17 protein-coding genes are annotated in these 13,243 nt (G+C 35.9%); 8 read left to right on the top strand and 9 right to left on the bottom strand.

The window, feature by feature from the left end; translation table 11 throughout:
- Nucleotides 1–33: 33 nt before the first annotated feature.
- The 5 genes from AC623_RS10960 to AC623_RS10980 form a co-directional block, all read right to left on the bottom strand.
- The gene (locus tag AC623_RS10960; protein ID WP_049662463.1) at nt 34–1,041 is read right to left on the bottom strand and encodes an MBL fold metallo-hydrolase; all 1,008 of its coding nucleotides are present in this window, start codon (nt 1,039–1,041) and stop codon (nt 34–36) included.
- Between the two features lie 392 nt (nt 1,042–1,433).
- A complete protein-coding gene (locus AC623_RS10965; protein WP_049662464.1) occupies nt 1,434–1,811 on the bottom strand; it encodes an SET domain-containing protein in 378 nt (125 codons plus the stop codon).
- 62 nt (nt 1,812–1,873) lie between these two features.
- Nucleotides 1,874–2,083: a hypothetical protein gene (locus AC623_RS10970; RefSeq protein ID WP_049662465.1), complete on the bottom strand. Its 210-nt coding sequence runs from the start codon at nt 2,081–2,083 to the stop codon at nt 1,874–1,876.
- A 212-nt stretch (nt 2,084–2,295) separates the two neighbouring features.
- A complete protein-coding gene (locus tag AC623_RS10975) occupies nt 2,296–3,189 on the bottom strand; it encodes a DMT family transporter (RefSeq protein ID WP_049662466.1) in 894 nt (297 codons plus the stop codon).
- 359 nt (nt 3,190–3,548) lie between these two features.
- Nucleotides 3,549–4,094: a TetR/AcrR family transcriptional regulator gene (locus AC623_RS10980; protein ID WP_049662467.1), complete on the bottom strand. Its 546-nt coding sequence runs from the start codon at nt 4,092–4,094 to the stop codon at nt 3,549–3,551.
- 172 nt (nt 4,095–4,266) lie between these two features.
- Here AC623_RS10980 and AC623_RS10985 point away from each other — a divergent pair, with 172 nt between their 5' ends.
- The 4 genes from AC623_RS10985 (at nt 4,267) to AC623_RS11000 (ending at nt 7,221) form a co-directional block, all read left to right on the top strand.
- Nucleotides 4,267–5,739: a DHA2 family efflux MFS transporter permease subunit gene (locus tag AC623_RS10985; protein ID WP_049662468.1), complete on the top strand. Its 1,473-nt coding sequence runs from the start codon at nt 4,267–4,269 to the stop codon at nt 5,737–5,739.
- 204 nt (nt 5,740–5,943) lie between these two features.
- Nucleotides 5,944–6,129 carry a type Z 30S ribosomal protein S14 gene (locus tag AC623_RS10990; RefSeq protein WP_049662469.1) on the top strand — a complete coding sequence of 62 codons (186 nt, stop codon included), beginning with the start codon at nt 5,944–5,946 and terminating at the stop codon, nt 6,127–6,129.
- A gap of 444 nt (nt 6,130–6,573) precedes the next feature.
- Nucleotides 6,574–6,813 carry a hypothetical protein gene (locus AC623_RS10995; protein ID WP_049662470.1) on the top strand — a complete coding sequence of 80 codons (240 nt, stop codon included), beginning with the start codon at nt 6,574–6,576 and terminating at the stop codon, nt 6,811–6,813.
- Nucleotides 6,814–7,029: 216 nt separating this feature from the next.
- Nucleotides 7,030–7,221: a hypothetical protein gene (locus AC623_RS11000; RefSeq protein WP_049662471.1), complete on the top strand. Its 192-nt coding sequence runs from the start codon at nt 7,030–7,032 to the stop codon at nt 7,219–7,221.
- 310 nt (nt 7,222–7,531) lie between these two features.
- On the opposite strand, the gene AC623_RS11005 is transcribed toward AC623_RS11000, so the two are convergent.
- Together AC623_RS11005 and AC623_RS11010 are read right to left on the bottom strand one after the other, a co-directional pair.
- Complete coding sequence (locus AC623_RS11005; RefSeq protein ID WP_049662472.1) at nt 7,532–7,720, bottom strand: hypothetical protein; 189 nt, start codon at nt 7,718–7,720, stop codon at nt 7,532–7,534.
- Between the two features lie 327 nt (nt 7,721–8,047).
- Entirely contained in the window at nt 8,048–8,920 is an 873-nt protein-coding gene (locus tag AC623_RS11010) for a YitT family protein (protein ID WP_049662473.1), read from the bottom strand.
- A 264-nt stretch (nt 8,921–9,184) separates the two neighbouring features.
- Here AC623_RS11010 and AC623_RS11015 point away from each other — a divergent pair, with 264 nt between their 5' ends.
- The 3 genes from AC623_RS11015 (at nt 9,185) to AC623_RS21480 (ending at nt 11,518) form a co-directional block, all read left to right on the top strand.
- Nucleotides 9,185–10,099 carry a class I SAM-dependent methyltransferase gene (locus AC623_RS11015; protein WP_049662474.1) on the top strand — a complete coding sequence of 305 codons (915 nt, stop codon included), beginning with the start codon at nt 9,185–9,187 and terminating at the stop codon, nt 10,097–10,099.
- A 258-nt stretch (nt 10,100–10,357) separates the two neighbouring features.
- A complete protein-coding gene (locus AC623_RS11020; RefSeq protein WP_049662475.1) occupies nt 10,358–10,888 on the top strand; it encodes a GNAT family N-acetyltransferase in 531 nt (176 codons plus the stop codon).
- Nucleotides 10,889–11,353: 465 nt separating this feature from the next.
- Nucleotides 11,354–11,518 carry a hypothetical protein gene (locus AC623_RS21480; protein ID WP_156187030.1) on the top strand — a complete coding sequence of 55 codons (165 nt, stop codon included), beginning with the start codon at nt 11,354–11,356 and terminating at the stop codon, nt 11,516–11,518.
- Between the two features lie 365 nt (nt 11,519–11,883).
- Here the strand turns inward: AC623_RS21480 and AC623_RS21485 are convergent, their stop codons facing one another.
- Together AC623_RS21485 and AC623_RS11025 are read right to left on the bottom strand one after the other, a co-directional pair.
- Nucleotides 11,884–12,045, bottom strand: a complete 162-nt coding sequence (locus tag AC623_RS21485) for a YfhD family protein (RefSeq protein WP_442853534.1) — start codon at nt 12,043–12,045, stop codon at nt 11,884–11,886.
- 122 nt (nt 12,046–12,167) lie between these two features.
- Complete coding sequence (locus tag AC623_RS11025) at nt 12,168–12,413, bottom strand: hypothetical protein (RefSeq protein ID WP_049662476.1); 246 nt, start codon at nt 12,411–12,413, stop codon at nt 12,168–12,170.
- A 211-nt stretch (nt 12,414–12,624) separates the two neighbouring features.
- Here AC623_RS11025 and AC623_RS11030 point away from each other — a divergent pair, with 211 nt between their 5' ends.
- Nucleotides 12,625–13,023, top strand: coding sequence for a YkvA family protein (locus AC623_RS11030; RefSeq protein ID WP_049662477.1), 399 nt, complete (start codon nt 12,625–12,627; stop codon nt 13,021–13,023).
- The last annotated feature ends 220 nt before the right edge of the window (nt 13,024–13,243 follow it).

Below are 13,243 nucleotides of genomic sequence, written 5' to 3' on the forward strand. Positions count from 1 at the left end.
AGATTATGACTGCCAGGCGGAATGCAACATTTTTCATTCACTTCCAACTGATTGAGTCATCGAAGAAAATATTTGAGAGTTCCAATCTTTCGGTTTTATGTTTTTATTTATCCATTTCTCTTGGGGGGCTCTATATGGAGCAGCAGCGATTAAATGATTATTGTGCCAACTGGCTGCTCCGGAACGAATCATTTCATCAAGCAAAATTTGAATAAATTCTTCTGGCTGAAGCTGAAAAGAGCAGCGTGCAAAATCTTGGAACCAACCGCATTTTAGTAAGTATGGATTGATTTCTTCCTTTGCCAATCCATTTTTAATCATTAAGGTAAATGCAAAAATCCTCTTGCAGGCATGCCACGATACCTTTTCTGGCGCCTTAAGCCACTTGTCGAACCGCGCCCTTGCTGCATCAATTGAAGCACTAGGATTCTCTATGTAAGGTCCATGACCTGAATAGGCCTTTTGAATTCGAAGTTTGGACAACCGCTCCAAACTTTCCATCGATCGTTGGATAGATGCAACACCCTCTCGAAAGATATTTAACCATCCAATATCATTTTTGTGAAAAAGATCCCCGCAAATTAATATCTCTTCTTCAGGCTCATATAAAGAAAGATGCCCTAACGTATGTCCCGGTGTGTGCAGGACTTTCAAGCTTCTGCTTCCAGTCTCAATCTCATCGTTATCAGACAGTATGATATCAACTTGATAGGGTTCTACAGGTTGATCTAACCATTCTGCACTACAGGCTTCACGGTCACAAGAATTAATTAAGTGGGCATCCCATTTATGGGCAGCAATTGTAACACCGTAATTTTTTTGCAGATGATAATTACCTCCTACATGATCACTATGATAATGTGTGTTCACTATAAGATGTAATTCTTCGGGTGAAACGCCTGCTTCTCTAATTAATTGCTCTGTTTCTTCTGCCTCACTCCCGAAGCCAGTATCAATTAGAGCCGGAAGTTCATCCTTAATAAGGATCATGTTTGCACTCGGAAATGTTCTTTCCAAAAAAATAATATTGTGTTTTTTCAAAAGCTACTCCTCCTTAAATTCAATGATCAAACACTGATGAGTGAGCGTTCGTTCAATTATTATTATATACAATAGACTAAATTTTTTGAATATAAGTGCTACTCCTATCTTGGAAAGTGTTTTCCAGCTTCTACATGTTGCAGCTGCAGGATGTCTGCCGCAAGTTTTATTTTCGTACGAACAAAATAAATATAAACGAAAAAATCCCGCGAAGACATTACACATCCGGGGAATTTTCGTTTTAATTTAATGGCTCTCACTGCACTAAAGCATCTGTTCGTTTAAACGAGAACTTTAATAATGGTTAGCCTCTCTAGAAAACGGGGCTCAGGATTATTAGCAAAGATAGATACTTTCAATTAAAAGCAAAGCTCTGATTTTCGCTACCTTTTTTAGTCCTGATTGAACCATAATTGCTCTTTGTCATCAACATCGCCGTTATAATTAATGAGAATCTCATCTCCTGCTTTGATATCTGTGTAAGCATAGAAGTCAAATGTGTGATTTTCAAAATTAATCTCATACGTTGCATTAGGTTCATAAGAATGGTTAAACAACATTCCATAACCAAGAAGGATGGCAGTATGATTGATCCCATACTCAAAAGCGTAATCAGCAAGTATGGTTTTCTCAATGTGCTGATGTTGGTCGTTTGGATAAGAGATGACCGGTGCTTCATGTAGAAGCTCTCCTTTTTTGATATCACGTGTAGCAAATACTCCTCTATTGAACTCTCCATCACTTATTGGGGATGTTTTCACTTCAATCATATTGTTCGCCTACTCACTTTTAAAATATTCTTTTTAGCTATAATATTTATGCACCAAATGCGTTAACGTGACGCTTTTGGCGGTTGGCATACATCACATTTTCGTTGGTGATTATTTTTAAATTTCGTAAATGTTTTTTCAAACTGGCTGCCACATGCACATTTAAATTGTAGCTTTTGAGAAAAACCACGATATTCCGTCGTTAGCAGCTCGCTTTCCGAGTTATTCTCAACAAATTCTTTAATTTTACCAATTGTCCATCGTTTATTCATTCGCTTACACCTCCATCTTTTATCGCTAGGCGGAGGCTTTTCTAGGCATCCGTTCAATTATGAGCCAAAGTCATAATACTCCTAAGTTTCTCATTATAGCATGAGCTGTCCTACAATGAAATAGAGCGTTAATTTGACCTCTTAATAAACCCTATTGTACTAAAGCACCGTTTATTGAAAAAAAGAGGACAGAACATTCTATCCTCCTGCTTCTATATCGATCTTTTCTTTTGTAAGGTGACGATCACAACACCTATCATAATGAAGAAACTACCAATAAAAAAGTTCACGTCCAACTCTTCTTTTAACAAGAGCCAGCCTAAGAAAGAACCGACGAGCGGCTGGAAGAAGAAAAACAATGAACCGATTCCAGCATCCATTAAATCCATTCCTTTATTCCAAAGAAAAAATGCACCAGCAGTTGAAACAATCCCAAGATAAAGAACTCCTAAAATGATGAAAATGTTTCGATCATGTATATCATAAGATTGAAGTTCCCATATCATGACGGGCGTAGTAAACAAAAGTGCAAATAATACAGCATAAGTCGTTATGGTTAAGGGTGACAAACGTTTAGAAGCAGCCTTTACATAGATGGATAATAATGCCCAAGTAACGGCAGCCCCCACCAGTACGATACTTCCTGCTAAATAGCTTCCTACCTTTGTATCCCAACCGATGACAACAATCACACCAACTGTTGCTAATAAAACAGACGCAATCTTTCTAACGGTCAGTTTTTCCTTTAATATAACTCTCGCAAAGACGACAATAAAAGCTGGTGTAGCTGATGTAATTAAAGCGCCCGTGTGTGCATCAGATAACTTTGTGCCAATAAACTGGAAGGCAATGGATACGAAGTAACCTATGAAACCAATCCAAGCCAGCAGTAACCAATCCCTTTTCTTAATCACTGTTCGCTGGCCCTTTTTTACATGAACTATTTTTAATACAGCAAACAAAACAACAAACGCTATCACATACCGCATCCACACTAACGTTAAAGGTGGAATATACTCTAATACATATTTACTGACTACATACATGCCGCCCCACATACTTGCGGCTAACGATAAACAAAGTGCTCCAGTTAAACTTTGCTTCATTTATAATACCTCCGTCTCCGTAAAAGGGAATTTTAATAGAACGTTCCCTAAGACGAGGCATGATGTTCAACTTAGCTATTCATCCCTCGTCTTAGGAATGAATAGCTGGCTGGTCATTTTCAAAAATATCTAAATAGAATCTCATTACTTCATCCTCCTATTGTATTTTCTTAATTTTAACATACCTCCATTATTAAGATTACTTAATGCTTACTTAGTCCATAACACTGAACCATTAGCTAAATAACTTTAACTAAAAGGACCGCCTTGCTCTTCCTCAGATCAACGCATCTGTAAAAGAATGTTACGGCGAAGATTAAAGATATAAAGGAACCCATTGATCACTGAATTTAGAATCATCAGACTTTATACATTAAATGAATTTGATTAGCGATATAAGCTGAACTAAAATGCTGGCCCTTTTTGATCCACCACATTATGATGCCTACTAATGAAGCTGTCTTAATATCAATCGCAACATAATCATCAGGCAAATTCGCTTTACTATTCTTCCTTCTTGTTTCTACCAACTGCTTGAGCAATAAAAACAATTGCTCCTCAAATTGATTAATATTGAATAACGTAAGCAGGTAATCTCTATTGCTATATAAATAATCCAGTAATTGTGTTAGCTGCTGTTTTTCTGACAAGTCTTCCAAATGGATTAAAGCAACAATTTTATCAGATAGCTCCTTTAAAATCGCATCTGTGATCTGTGTAAGTAAATCTTGAATATCCTGATAGTGTAAGTAAAACGTTGTCCGATTTAACCCTGCTCTGGCTGCCACTTTCTGAACCGTTAAATTAGATAAAGCGGCATCTTCTCTTAAGAGAGAGAAAACAGCCTCTTTAAACATTTCTCTTGAACGAATGGTACGCGGATCTTCTTTTTTAGATATAGACATTTTATGCTCCTTTATCGATTTTCCTTTGACTTTCTCAACAACTGGCATTTTCTATGTAGATTAGTGAACATTTTCAATAAAACTGTTCATGGTCAAGGCAAATATAGTTTGTTACTATGAATTTTATCGACACAGTGTTGAGAATTCAAGTCTGGAATAAAGGAGTTTACAAATGGTGAAGGAGATAACGGAAAGAAATAAAAAGATCTTACTAATTGTTCTGATCGCCGGCTGCTTTTTATCGACGCTAAATCAGACTTTATTAAATGTGGCATTGAGTGATTTCATGGATGTATTTCATGTAACGCCTGCAACCGTCCAATGGTTGTCAACAGGCTTCATGCTAGTAAACGGTGTTTTAGTGCCTATTACGGCATTTTTAATGAAACGTTTTACAACAAGACAGCTATTTATTAGTTCAATGGTCTTTTTACTTATCGGGTCTGTACTTTGTGCTTGTGCGATGAATTTTGGCGCTTTGTTAACAGGAAGAATGATTCAAGCCATTGGTGCCGGCATTATTATGCCCCTCATGATGACCGTTATTTTATATTTATATCCTAGCGAAAATCGTGGAAGTGTTATGGGGACAATCGGCTTTGCCATCATTTTTGCACCAGCCATCGCTCCTACATTATCTGGTTTTATTATTGAATATGTTTCCTGGAGATGGTTGTTTATTGGATTAATCCCATTTTTATGTATTGTCATTGTTCTTGCTTTCAACTATTTAATGAATGTGGCAGAAACAACAAAAGCAAAATTAGATATCACAAGCGTCCTGTTATCAACGATCGGGTTTGGCTGCATGTTATTTGGGTTTAGCAGCGCGGGAAGCAAGGGATGGGATAACCCTATTGTTATTATAACTATTGTTGTGGGGATCATTGTGACAGCTCTATTCTGTTTACGTCAAATGAAAGCTAACGATCCATTATTGAATTTAAGCGTATTTAAGTATAAGGTTTTTACTCTTACATCGTTCATCAATGTGCTCATTACGATGATTATGTATGCGGATTTAATTCTTCTGCCCATTTACTTGCAAAATGGACGAGGTTTTACAGCATTTGAAGCGGGGTTACTTTTATTGCCTGGAGCTATAATGAATGCCTTCTTATCTCCTGTCACAGGTAAAATGTATGATAAGTACGGTGCTAAACCACTCTTTATCACCGGGTTACTCTTTGTCATTGTCTCCATGTGGGGAGTCATTGACCTAACCGAATCCACAACTTATATGTATTTAATGGCTCGTACCATTATTTTAAGAATTGGACTAAGCTTTATTTCTATGCCTTTAAATACAGCTGGGTTGAATGCTTTGCCAAGAGAATTAGGTTCACATGGTTCAGCAGTCAATAATACCATTCGCCAATTAGCAGGTGCTATCGGCACAGCCGTTGTGGTCACCGTGTATACAATCCAAGCAACCTCACATGCTGCTGAGTTATCTATGGAAAATAAAAGCATGACAGCTGCACAGCTAGCAAAATTGGCTTCGATCTTTGGCTCAAGTCATGCCTATGTATTTATGTTAGTCTTATCTTTTGTAGCATTACTATTTTCATGTTTTATGCCGAAGAAAACAGCCATACAAAGAATCGGGCCCAAAAAGGCTGTTATCCAAAAAAGTAAAAGTTAGTCATTAAAACAGATTGATCTAACCCCCTTGTTCAGTAGATTGAAAATGAAAGCATATCCGAGATCTTTCGGGTCTGCTTTATTTTAATACGTATAAAACGAGATAGACTTGCTCTAATTACCAGCAGACTCCTATATAATTAGAATAGTTATTAGGTTATAATAAGAATCGTCTCCTATTTTTAATTGCAAAGGAGGTTTTAACATGGCTAAAAAGTCTATGATTGCTAAGCAAAAACGTACACCTAAATATAAAGTTCAAGAATATACACGTTGTGAGAAATGTGGAAGACCGCATTCTGTTTATCGCAAATTTAAGCTTTGCCGTATTTGCTTTAGGGAACTTGCCTATAAAGGACAAATTCCTGGAGTAAAGAAAGCAAGCTGGTAATCAAAAAAAGCCCCTAGTTTAGGAGGCTTCTTTTTTTTAAACAAATGTAGATTTTTAGTAACATACAAATGATTAGAATAAGGATGATCCCCGTCAAACCGATATATATTCCGATATCAAACTTTTTTATAAAGCTTTGTTTCATAGTGAAGAGCAAGAGATATGATAACAACTCAAACATCTATTACTTTTTATTCTCCCTTCAACTTCTTTAAACAGTCCTAGTTATTCATTGCTACAGTCATCAACTCTTTAACTAATGGTGCCTATATGTAACATTTTCCTCTTTCTTTAAACATCCGTTACCTCTTTTTACGCAACGTTACAAAAAAGTAAAAAACGTCATTGAAATTTCCATATACACGGAAAAAGATACAAATTATAATGATTAAAAAAGTAATATAGAATCACTTCTTTTGTCATAAGGAAAGGACGATCATTGCCGTGTCTTTGGATCATATAAAGAACATATTAAAAACTATGATGTTTTATGGTAACAGTCAAATTACCCAAACTGTTTCCAAAAATCAAAAAACAATACTCTCTGTAAGCTACAAAAAAGAAAACAACATGTTTGAGATAACTTATTTAGAACCAGCTGCTATTGAAACTCATAGCGAGGTAGATTCTACCGCTTTAGCAATAGAAGAAACTATAAACTCTCATGTTAAAACATCCTCATAGGCTAAAGCAGTTTCCTGCTTCTAATAAAATTCGGAGCTGCAATCCTATAAAGTACCCAATCAAATACTGCCTTTATTTCTTCTGCTCATAGTATGAAAAAAATATTCACCAGAAAAACGGGTATAAGATAACAAACTTGTCTCATTTCACAACTACCACTAAGAGTTCTTTCGTTCGCTTTTCTGCAACAGAGAAGTCTTGATGGGAGGAGACGAAATGAGAAAAATTTATGGCATCGAAAACTTAATCGCTTACCTTTCTTCAGTAAACTTTCCGCTTATTGAAGAAAGAATTAAGGATGTAATATTAAAACGAGAACTGCCACATTATAGAGCATTCCAAACCACCTTCATTTTTAATTTAGATCGCATTGACTGGTGGATAAGCCAGAAGCGATTAAAGCCCTAGATTAGGATGGGTCCTGCTTTTTAGCAGGGCTCCGCTAATGAGTTTTTACTTCATATGCTGTACTGCTAATCTATTCAAAAATCAAAAGCCTTGTCCGCTCTTAGCTTAATTACATCATCAGAGTATACAAGAAAGTATATTTCATACATGAAAAAGACCAAGCTCTAGAAAAGCCTAAGCAAATTATCATTTTTCCAACGCTAGTATGGTTCTTGTTTTTTAGATTATTATAAAAAAGTGCACCAAACAATAAAGCAGCTGTGCACCGCCTTAGAGTTTTAGTGCCCTCATTGTTCTGTGGAGCTCTTGGTTAATCTTCAATAAAATACACTTTTTCTACTTTCCAATGAACTGGAATACCCTCCGCATGAAATGCAGGAAAGTATGTGTAGACAAACTCTTTCATTTGTTCCTCTGTTGGATATTCATCAAAATGATGACTCTTAAGCAAATCCATACAAACAATTTGAAATTTGTGTTTTACTTTGACTTCTTCCATTCATAGTTATCCTTTCCCACTCTACTATCCAGTACCTTCTCTACTCTTCTATTGTTAATATAATACAATAGACCTCCTTTTCCCAGGAGCACACACAGTCCTATATACCCAATTAATAGAATCTTAAAACTATTTGCCCATATTTTTTCACTGAACATCTAATCTAAATACCTAACGATTATTTGATACAGCATATATTTTATGACGGAAGCTTCATCCTTATCTCGATCAAGCACTATTTTCTATTCGTCAAAATGAAAAAGAGAGAGTTATTTCTCTCTCTTCGTGCGCCTTTTCCCAAAGCAATAACCTATTTTCAATTTTAATTTAATGGATGTTGCGCTTTCTGAAATTGCCGCCTTTTACCTCTGCTACGTCATATACCGTAACAAAGGCATCTTCGTCAATTTCATGGATGATTTCCTTTATTTTGCTTTCTTCTAAACGGTTAATCACGCAGGTAATTTCCTTAAATTTTTCATGAGAATAGCCGCCATACACTTCATTATATGTAGCGCTTCTGCCTAACCGATCACGTATCGTCATTACCATTAGTTCTGGTTCAGTCGTAATAATTTTAAAAGTTTTCGATCCGCTTAATCCTTCTTCAACGATGTGAATGACCTTTGAAGCAATGTAATAAGCAATAGCCGAAAGAATAGCCCCCTGCAGACCAAATACCGTTGATACAAAAATAAACACAAACAAGTTTAAAAAAAGGATGAAATCGCTTGTCCCAAACGGTAATTTCCGAGAAAGCAGGACAGCCAGCATGTCAATCCCATCTAATGCTCCGCCATTACGCAAGGCCAACCCCATTCCAAAGCCGAGAATAATCCCCCCAACAACCGTAACTAATAAAGTATCTCCTTCAATAATAGCAGGAATATGATGCATGAGACTCGTACCAACGGCTAGTGAAGCAATCCCGACAATCGAATAAATGGCAAAGCTTTTACCAATTTGTTGATAGCCTAGCCAAATAAAAGGAATGTTCATAATGGCAATGAGAACGCCTAAAGGCAATCCGAATAACTTGGACCCAACAATACTGAGCCCCGTCACCCCTCCATCTGATACGTTGTTTGGAATTAATACTGTTTCTAATCCATATGCCGCAATAAATCCTCCTATTATGATAATTAATCCCCGTAACATTATTTTTAAATGATTGGGATTATTCTTTTCCATTGAACTCATCTAATTCCCCACTTCCAGTATTTTTTCTTTTTTAAATTTACCATAAAATTCTTCTTTCAATATTTTAAAATATTTTATTCCTAAAAAAACAGCGCTGTTCATTCTTTTTTCTTTCTCAATCTGTTCAATTAGATTAAATTAAAGTCAAAAAAATTGACAAAAAAATTAATTTATGCTATAATTTACAATTAAATTATAATGCCCTATAATAAGATTCTCCTGGCCAGGGGAATCTTATTTTGTTTTATAAGGGAGCGGAAATAGATGAATCAGAACGCAGGAAGTTTAACTGCCTTAGTATCAGCTTTTAGCCGTGCTTATCACAGCCAATATGATTCACCCATCATTTTTGATGATTTTATCGCAAAAGATCTCATTTCCGAGAAAGAATTCCAAGAGATTAGAGAAAACATGATTCAAGCCATCCATGTGTTCAACAAAGAGATTGCCCAAAAGTTTAGTCATCATCCAGAAGAGATTTTAAAATGGGTTACACAGGTCCAGCTTTCCCCTACTCCCTTAGCACGAGCAGCCTTTTGTGAAAGAATTTTAATGAACGAATTGAGATTGGGATTAAGCCAATACGTCATTTTAGGCGCTGGATTAGATACTTTTTGTTTTCGTTATCCACAACTAGCAAAAAAACTAGAGATTTTTGAAATCGATCATCCTTCTATGCAGACGTTTAAAAGAGAAAGACTGACCGATGCACAACTAGAGATTCCAATTAATCTTCACTTCATTCCAATGGATTTTACTCAACACTTTTCTGACAAAGAATTAGTAAAAGAAGGGTTTCAATACCAGAAAACCTTTTTTAGTTTGTTAGGGATCTCCTACTATTTAACTAAAGAGGAAATAAAACATTTCATGCAACATTTATTTAAGAATCTTCCATCAGGCAGCTCGATTGTATTTGATTATGCAGACGAAACCTTATTCCATGAAAAAGGATTATCAAATAGGGTGGAAAATATGCTGCAAATGGTCGCTGTTAGCGGAGAACCGATGAAATCCTGTTTCTCCTACACTGAAATGGAGAGATTCTTAGCGGATATCGGTTTACTCATTTATGAACACTTATCACCTGCTCAAATTAATGAACAATTTTTTAGTCACAGAACGGATTATTTAACTTCATTTGAAACAATTCATTACATTCATGCTGTAAAAAAATAACGAAATAATACTATGCCGCTCAATACGCAGTGTGATTGAGCGGTTCTGCCATCATCCACTGGTTCTTCACTTTTTTAACACATAACGGCCTTCACACTTCAACTTCCATATTATGTTATAATAAACTTAAACGAGACTTATGTAAAAAACGTTCGAGAAGCTTCTTAATAGCATTCACTTAAAGATCAGAAGGGACTGAACTATGCGCGGATATCAATATTTTTAACCACCCAAAAACTTCAATCGGAGGTAAAAGTATTGATGAAAGAATTGTATACTGAAAGGCTATATTTAAGGAAAATGACTGTCGAGGATGCATCTAGCTTGTTTAAGATATGGTCTGATCCTGATGTGACTCGATTCATGAATATCGATCATTTCACAGAGGAAGATCAAGCAAAAGACATCATTATGTACCTTGATGAATTGTCTCACGAGAACAAAGCGGTCCGTTTCTCGATCATTGAGCAGCAATCTAATCAAATTATCGGTTCCTGTGGATACAACTTTCTGGATTTTGAGAATGCTAAAACTGAGATCGGATACGATATCGCTAAAATTCATTGGGGTAAAGGATACGCGCCAGAGGCTGTTTCAGCATTAATAGACCATGCGTTTCATCCTTTAAACTTTAATCGAATTGAAGCGAAAGTAGAGCCAGAAAATATCAACTCCATTAAAGTCTTGCAGAAGTTAACCTTTACTTTCGAGAGAACGTTACGTCAATATGAGAAAGTAAAAGGGAAATTCATTGATCTCAATTTGTATTCGAGGCTTAAATCAGATTAGTATGTTTGTTTCGCTAAACTGCAGGTAAATTGTGGCTGCGTTAATGATTAAATAGTCTTCGCCCCATTGTGCAGCTAGCTTTTCATTTCCTCTTTTTCATTTGGCTGCCATTACCTTCTCGTGTTAGACCTTTTATTACTTTATGACACAAAAAGCCGACTGATTTTTAATAAACCAGTCGGCTACACACGAAAAGAAGAAAAAGCAAATTACTTCTCTTCCCAACCAATCACAATTATAAATGTATATACAACCTATATAAATCAACTTTCTAAAATAACCCCAAAAGCGGTCTAGCATTACATGTGCGAAAAAGTCTTCTCCAATACTTGCGATAAGACATGGTTTTACCGTCTTATCTCCACTTCTTATATCCAATACATTATCTACTAAATTTTTTTGTTATTTAAGTTTAAACAGGTTAATTTTTTTAAATTTGAACATTCTATAATCGGAGGTGATAAAATGAAAAACCAAAATAATCGTCAAGGAAATAACGATCGTGAAAATAACAATAATGGCGGAGTCATGAATAAAATCGGACAGGCCATTGAAAATGTTGTGGACACAGTAACGGGAGATAATCAAAATAATGGCCAACAAAGAGGCCGTCATAACGACAACCAATAATAGCGGTTTTTAAACGCCATCATATGGCGTTTTTTTATTCGTGTTCATTAGATTCTTGAGTGACCTTGATTGGATCTTAAGTATTTTTAAGAATGACATATAAGATAAAATACTTACAAGAGCTAATTCAAAAAGGTTTTTCGTATGTGCAACCCCCCTCTTATGCAAACGGGGGAACCTTGCTGCACAAACAACGAAACAAAACGATTCATAAAAATCACGCTTAGAGAAACCTCTGGATGCGCAAACGTTCTATCGGCTAATAAAAGGATACTTTTGATTTTTATCAAATGAAAAACACCGAGTACTGGATCGGTGTTCTCCACAATCAAAAGAGCCTTAACAAATCAGCTATTTTAGCGATTTTAATTTGTTCGTTCTTGTTTAGCTTTAGAATCATCCAATTCATTTAATTCACGAGAAAATTCTTCATCCACTTTGCCAGGAGGTATTTTTAAATTTTTTGGTGTCTGTGGCAAAGAACTTGAGTTGTTGCCGCCTGTTTTATGATCATCTCTTCCCATCATAAAGCCTCCTTTTAAATAATTTCGTTCTTTAAAAGTATGGCTGAGTCACTTCACTTTGATGTAGGCATTCTTTAAATAAAAGTTTTTTCAATTGCGGCTGCGATTTATCTAAGCTATAACAGCTATTCCTCTTCAATAAATTTCACTGCATCATACCCGCAATGATGGCAGTACATTAAATGTGGACAAATCTGATCTTTCGCTGTATTAGGATAGCCGTCTCCCATCTTTACCGTTTCTTCATCATTGTAATGGCCATATGGATCTAAAAAATCGGATACCTTGCCTGTGTCGTCTAATCGAAAGTTGCACTCCGGACAGCGCAATTCCAATTCCTTAAATGCATTACATAAAGGACACATTTTCATTCGAATCACCTCTTTGTGCTTTCGAATTTAGTATCCATTTTTTAAACGATAATATGTAACCTATAGTCAAATGCAAAACCAGTCCTTTTACCTTAACTAAACAACCAGCTAACGCTATAAATCAAACCACTTCACCCGCTATTCTGAATTCTCCTGTTTCTTTTAGGCGTTTCGTCATTTAAAATGATGATCAATGGAGGATTTATCAATCATGAAGGAAGAAAATACATTCACTGAACTGAAAAAACGTGCAAAAAAATTAAAGCAAAATTTATTTGTACTTTACCTCTCTTACAAAGACAATCGAACCCCTTGGTATGCTAAAGCTGTAGCTATTTGCGTTGTTGCCTATGCGTTTAGCCCAATTGATTTAATCCCTGATTTTATTCCCATTTTAGGTTATTTAGATGACCTGCTCCTTGTACCCGTGGGAATTGCGCTCGCTTTAAAGTTGATCCCCGCTGAAGTCATAGAAGCAAACCGAGCAGCAGCAGCAGAAATAAAAAAGAACCAAAAACCTAAAAACTGGTTTGTTGGTATTCTTTTCATCCTCGTTTGGGTTTTATTTGCGGTTTGGCTTTACAGGTTAGCCACCAAACTTTTTTATTGAGGGAACAACCAAAACCTGCCTGATGAAAACACCAAACCTGGTCAATCCAATTAATTTTGGCATAATCCTGCTTCTTTAAGCCGTTTCTTCTATTTTTTTGATAATTCAATTTTTTATTTAAAAGCGTCTTTCCATATGGTAAAATTCCCGAATAAAGGATGTGAAAATAAAACCTGTTAAATGGCTAGATGGATGAACGTACGCTTCACATCTGTATGTA

Origin of the sequence: Bacillus sp. FJAT-27231, from assembly GCF_001183975.1 — a bacterium.
Lineage (GTDB): Bacteria > Bacillota > Bacilli > Bacillales > Domibacillaceae > Pseudobacillus > Pseudobacillus wudalianchiensis.

What these genes read in the sequence shown, in the direction of transcription:
- AC623_RS10965 (WP_049662464.1), bottom strand. Translation starts at nt 1,811, where the DNA reads ATGATTGAAGTGAAAACATCCCCAATAAGTGATGGAGAGTTCAATAGA.
- AC623_RS10970 (WP_049662465.1), bottom strand. Translation starts at nt 2,083, where the DNA reads ATGAATAAACGATGGACAATTGGTAAAATTAAAGAATTTGTTGAGAAT.
- AC623_RS10975 (WP_049662466.1), bottom strand. Translation starts at nt 3,189, where the DNA reads ATGAAGCAAAGTTTAACTGGAGCACTTTGTTTATCGTTAGCCGCAAGT.
- AC623_RS10980 (WP_049662467.1), bottom strand. Translation starts at nt 4,094, where the DNA reads ATGTCTATATCTAAAAAAGAAGATCCGCGTACCATTCGTTCAAGAGAA.
- AC623_RS10985 (WP_049662468.1), top strand. Translation starts at nt 4,267, where the DNA reads ATGGTGAAGGAGATAACGGAAAGAAATAAAAAGATCTTACTAATTGTT.
- AC623_RS10990 (WP_049662469.1), top strand. Translation starts at nt 5,944, where the DNA reads ATGGCTAAAAAGTCTATGATTGCTAAGCAAAAACGTACACCTAAATAT.
- AC623_RS11000 (WP_049662471.1), top strand. Translation starts at nt 7,030, where the DNA reads ATGAGAAAAATTTATGGCATCGAAAACTTAATCGCTTACCTTTCTTCA.
- AC623_RS11005 (WP_049662472.1), bottom strand. Translation starts at nt 7,720, where the DNA reads ATGGAAGAAGTCAAAGTAAAACACAAATTTCAAATTGTTTGTATGGAT.
- AC623_RS11010 (WP_049662473.1), bottom strand. Translation starts at nt 8,920, where the DNA reads ATGAGTTCAATGGAAAAGAATAATCCCAATCATTTAAAAATAATGTTA.
- AC623_RS11015 (WP_049662474.1), top strand. Translation starts at nt 9,185, where the DNA reads ATGAATCAGAACGCAGGAAGTTTAACTGCCTTAGTATCAGCTTTTAGC.
- AC623_RS21480 (WP_156187030.1), top strand. Translation starts at nt 11,354, where the DNA reads ATGAAAAACCAAAATAATCGTCAAGGAAATAACGATCGTGAAAATAAC.
- AC623_RS21485 (WP_442853534.1), bottom strand. Translation starts at nt 12,045, where the DNA reads ATGATGGGAAGAGATGATCATAAAACAGGCGGCAACAACTCAAGTTCT.
- AC623_RS11025 (WP_049662476.1), bottom strand. Translation starts at nt 12,413, where the DNA reads ATGAAAATGTGTCCTTTATGTAATGCATTTAAGGAATTGGAATTGCGC.
- AC623_RS11030 (WP_049662477.1), top strand. Translation starts at nt 12,625, where the DNA reads ATGAAGGAAGAAAATACATTCACTGAACTGAAAAAACGTGCAAAAAAA.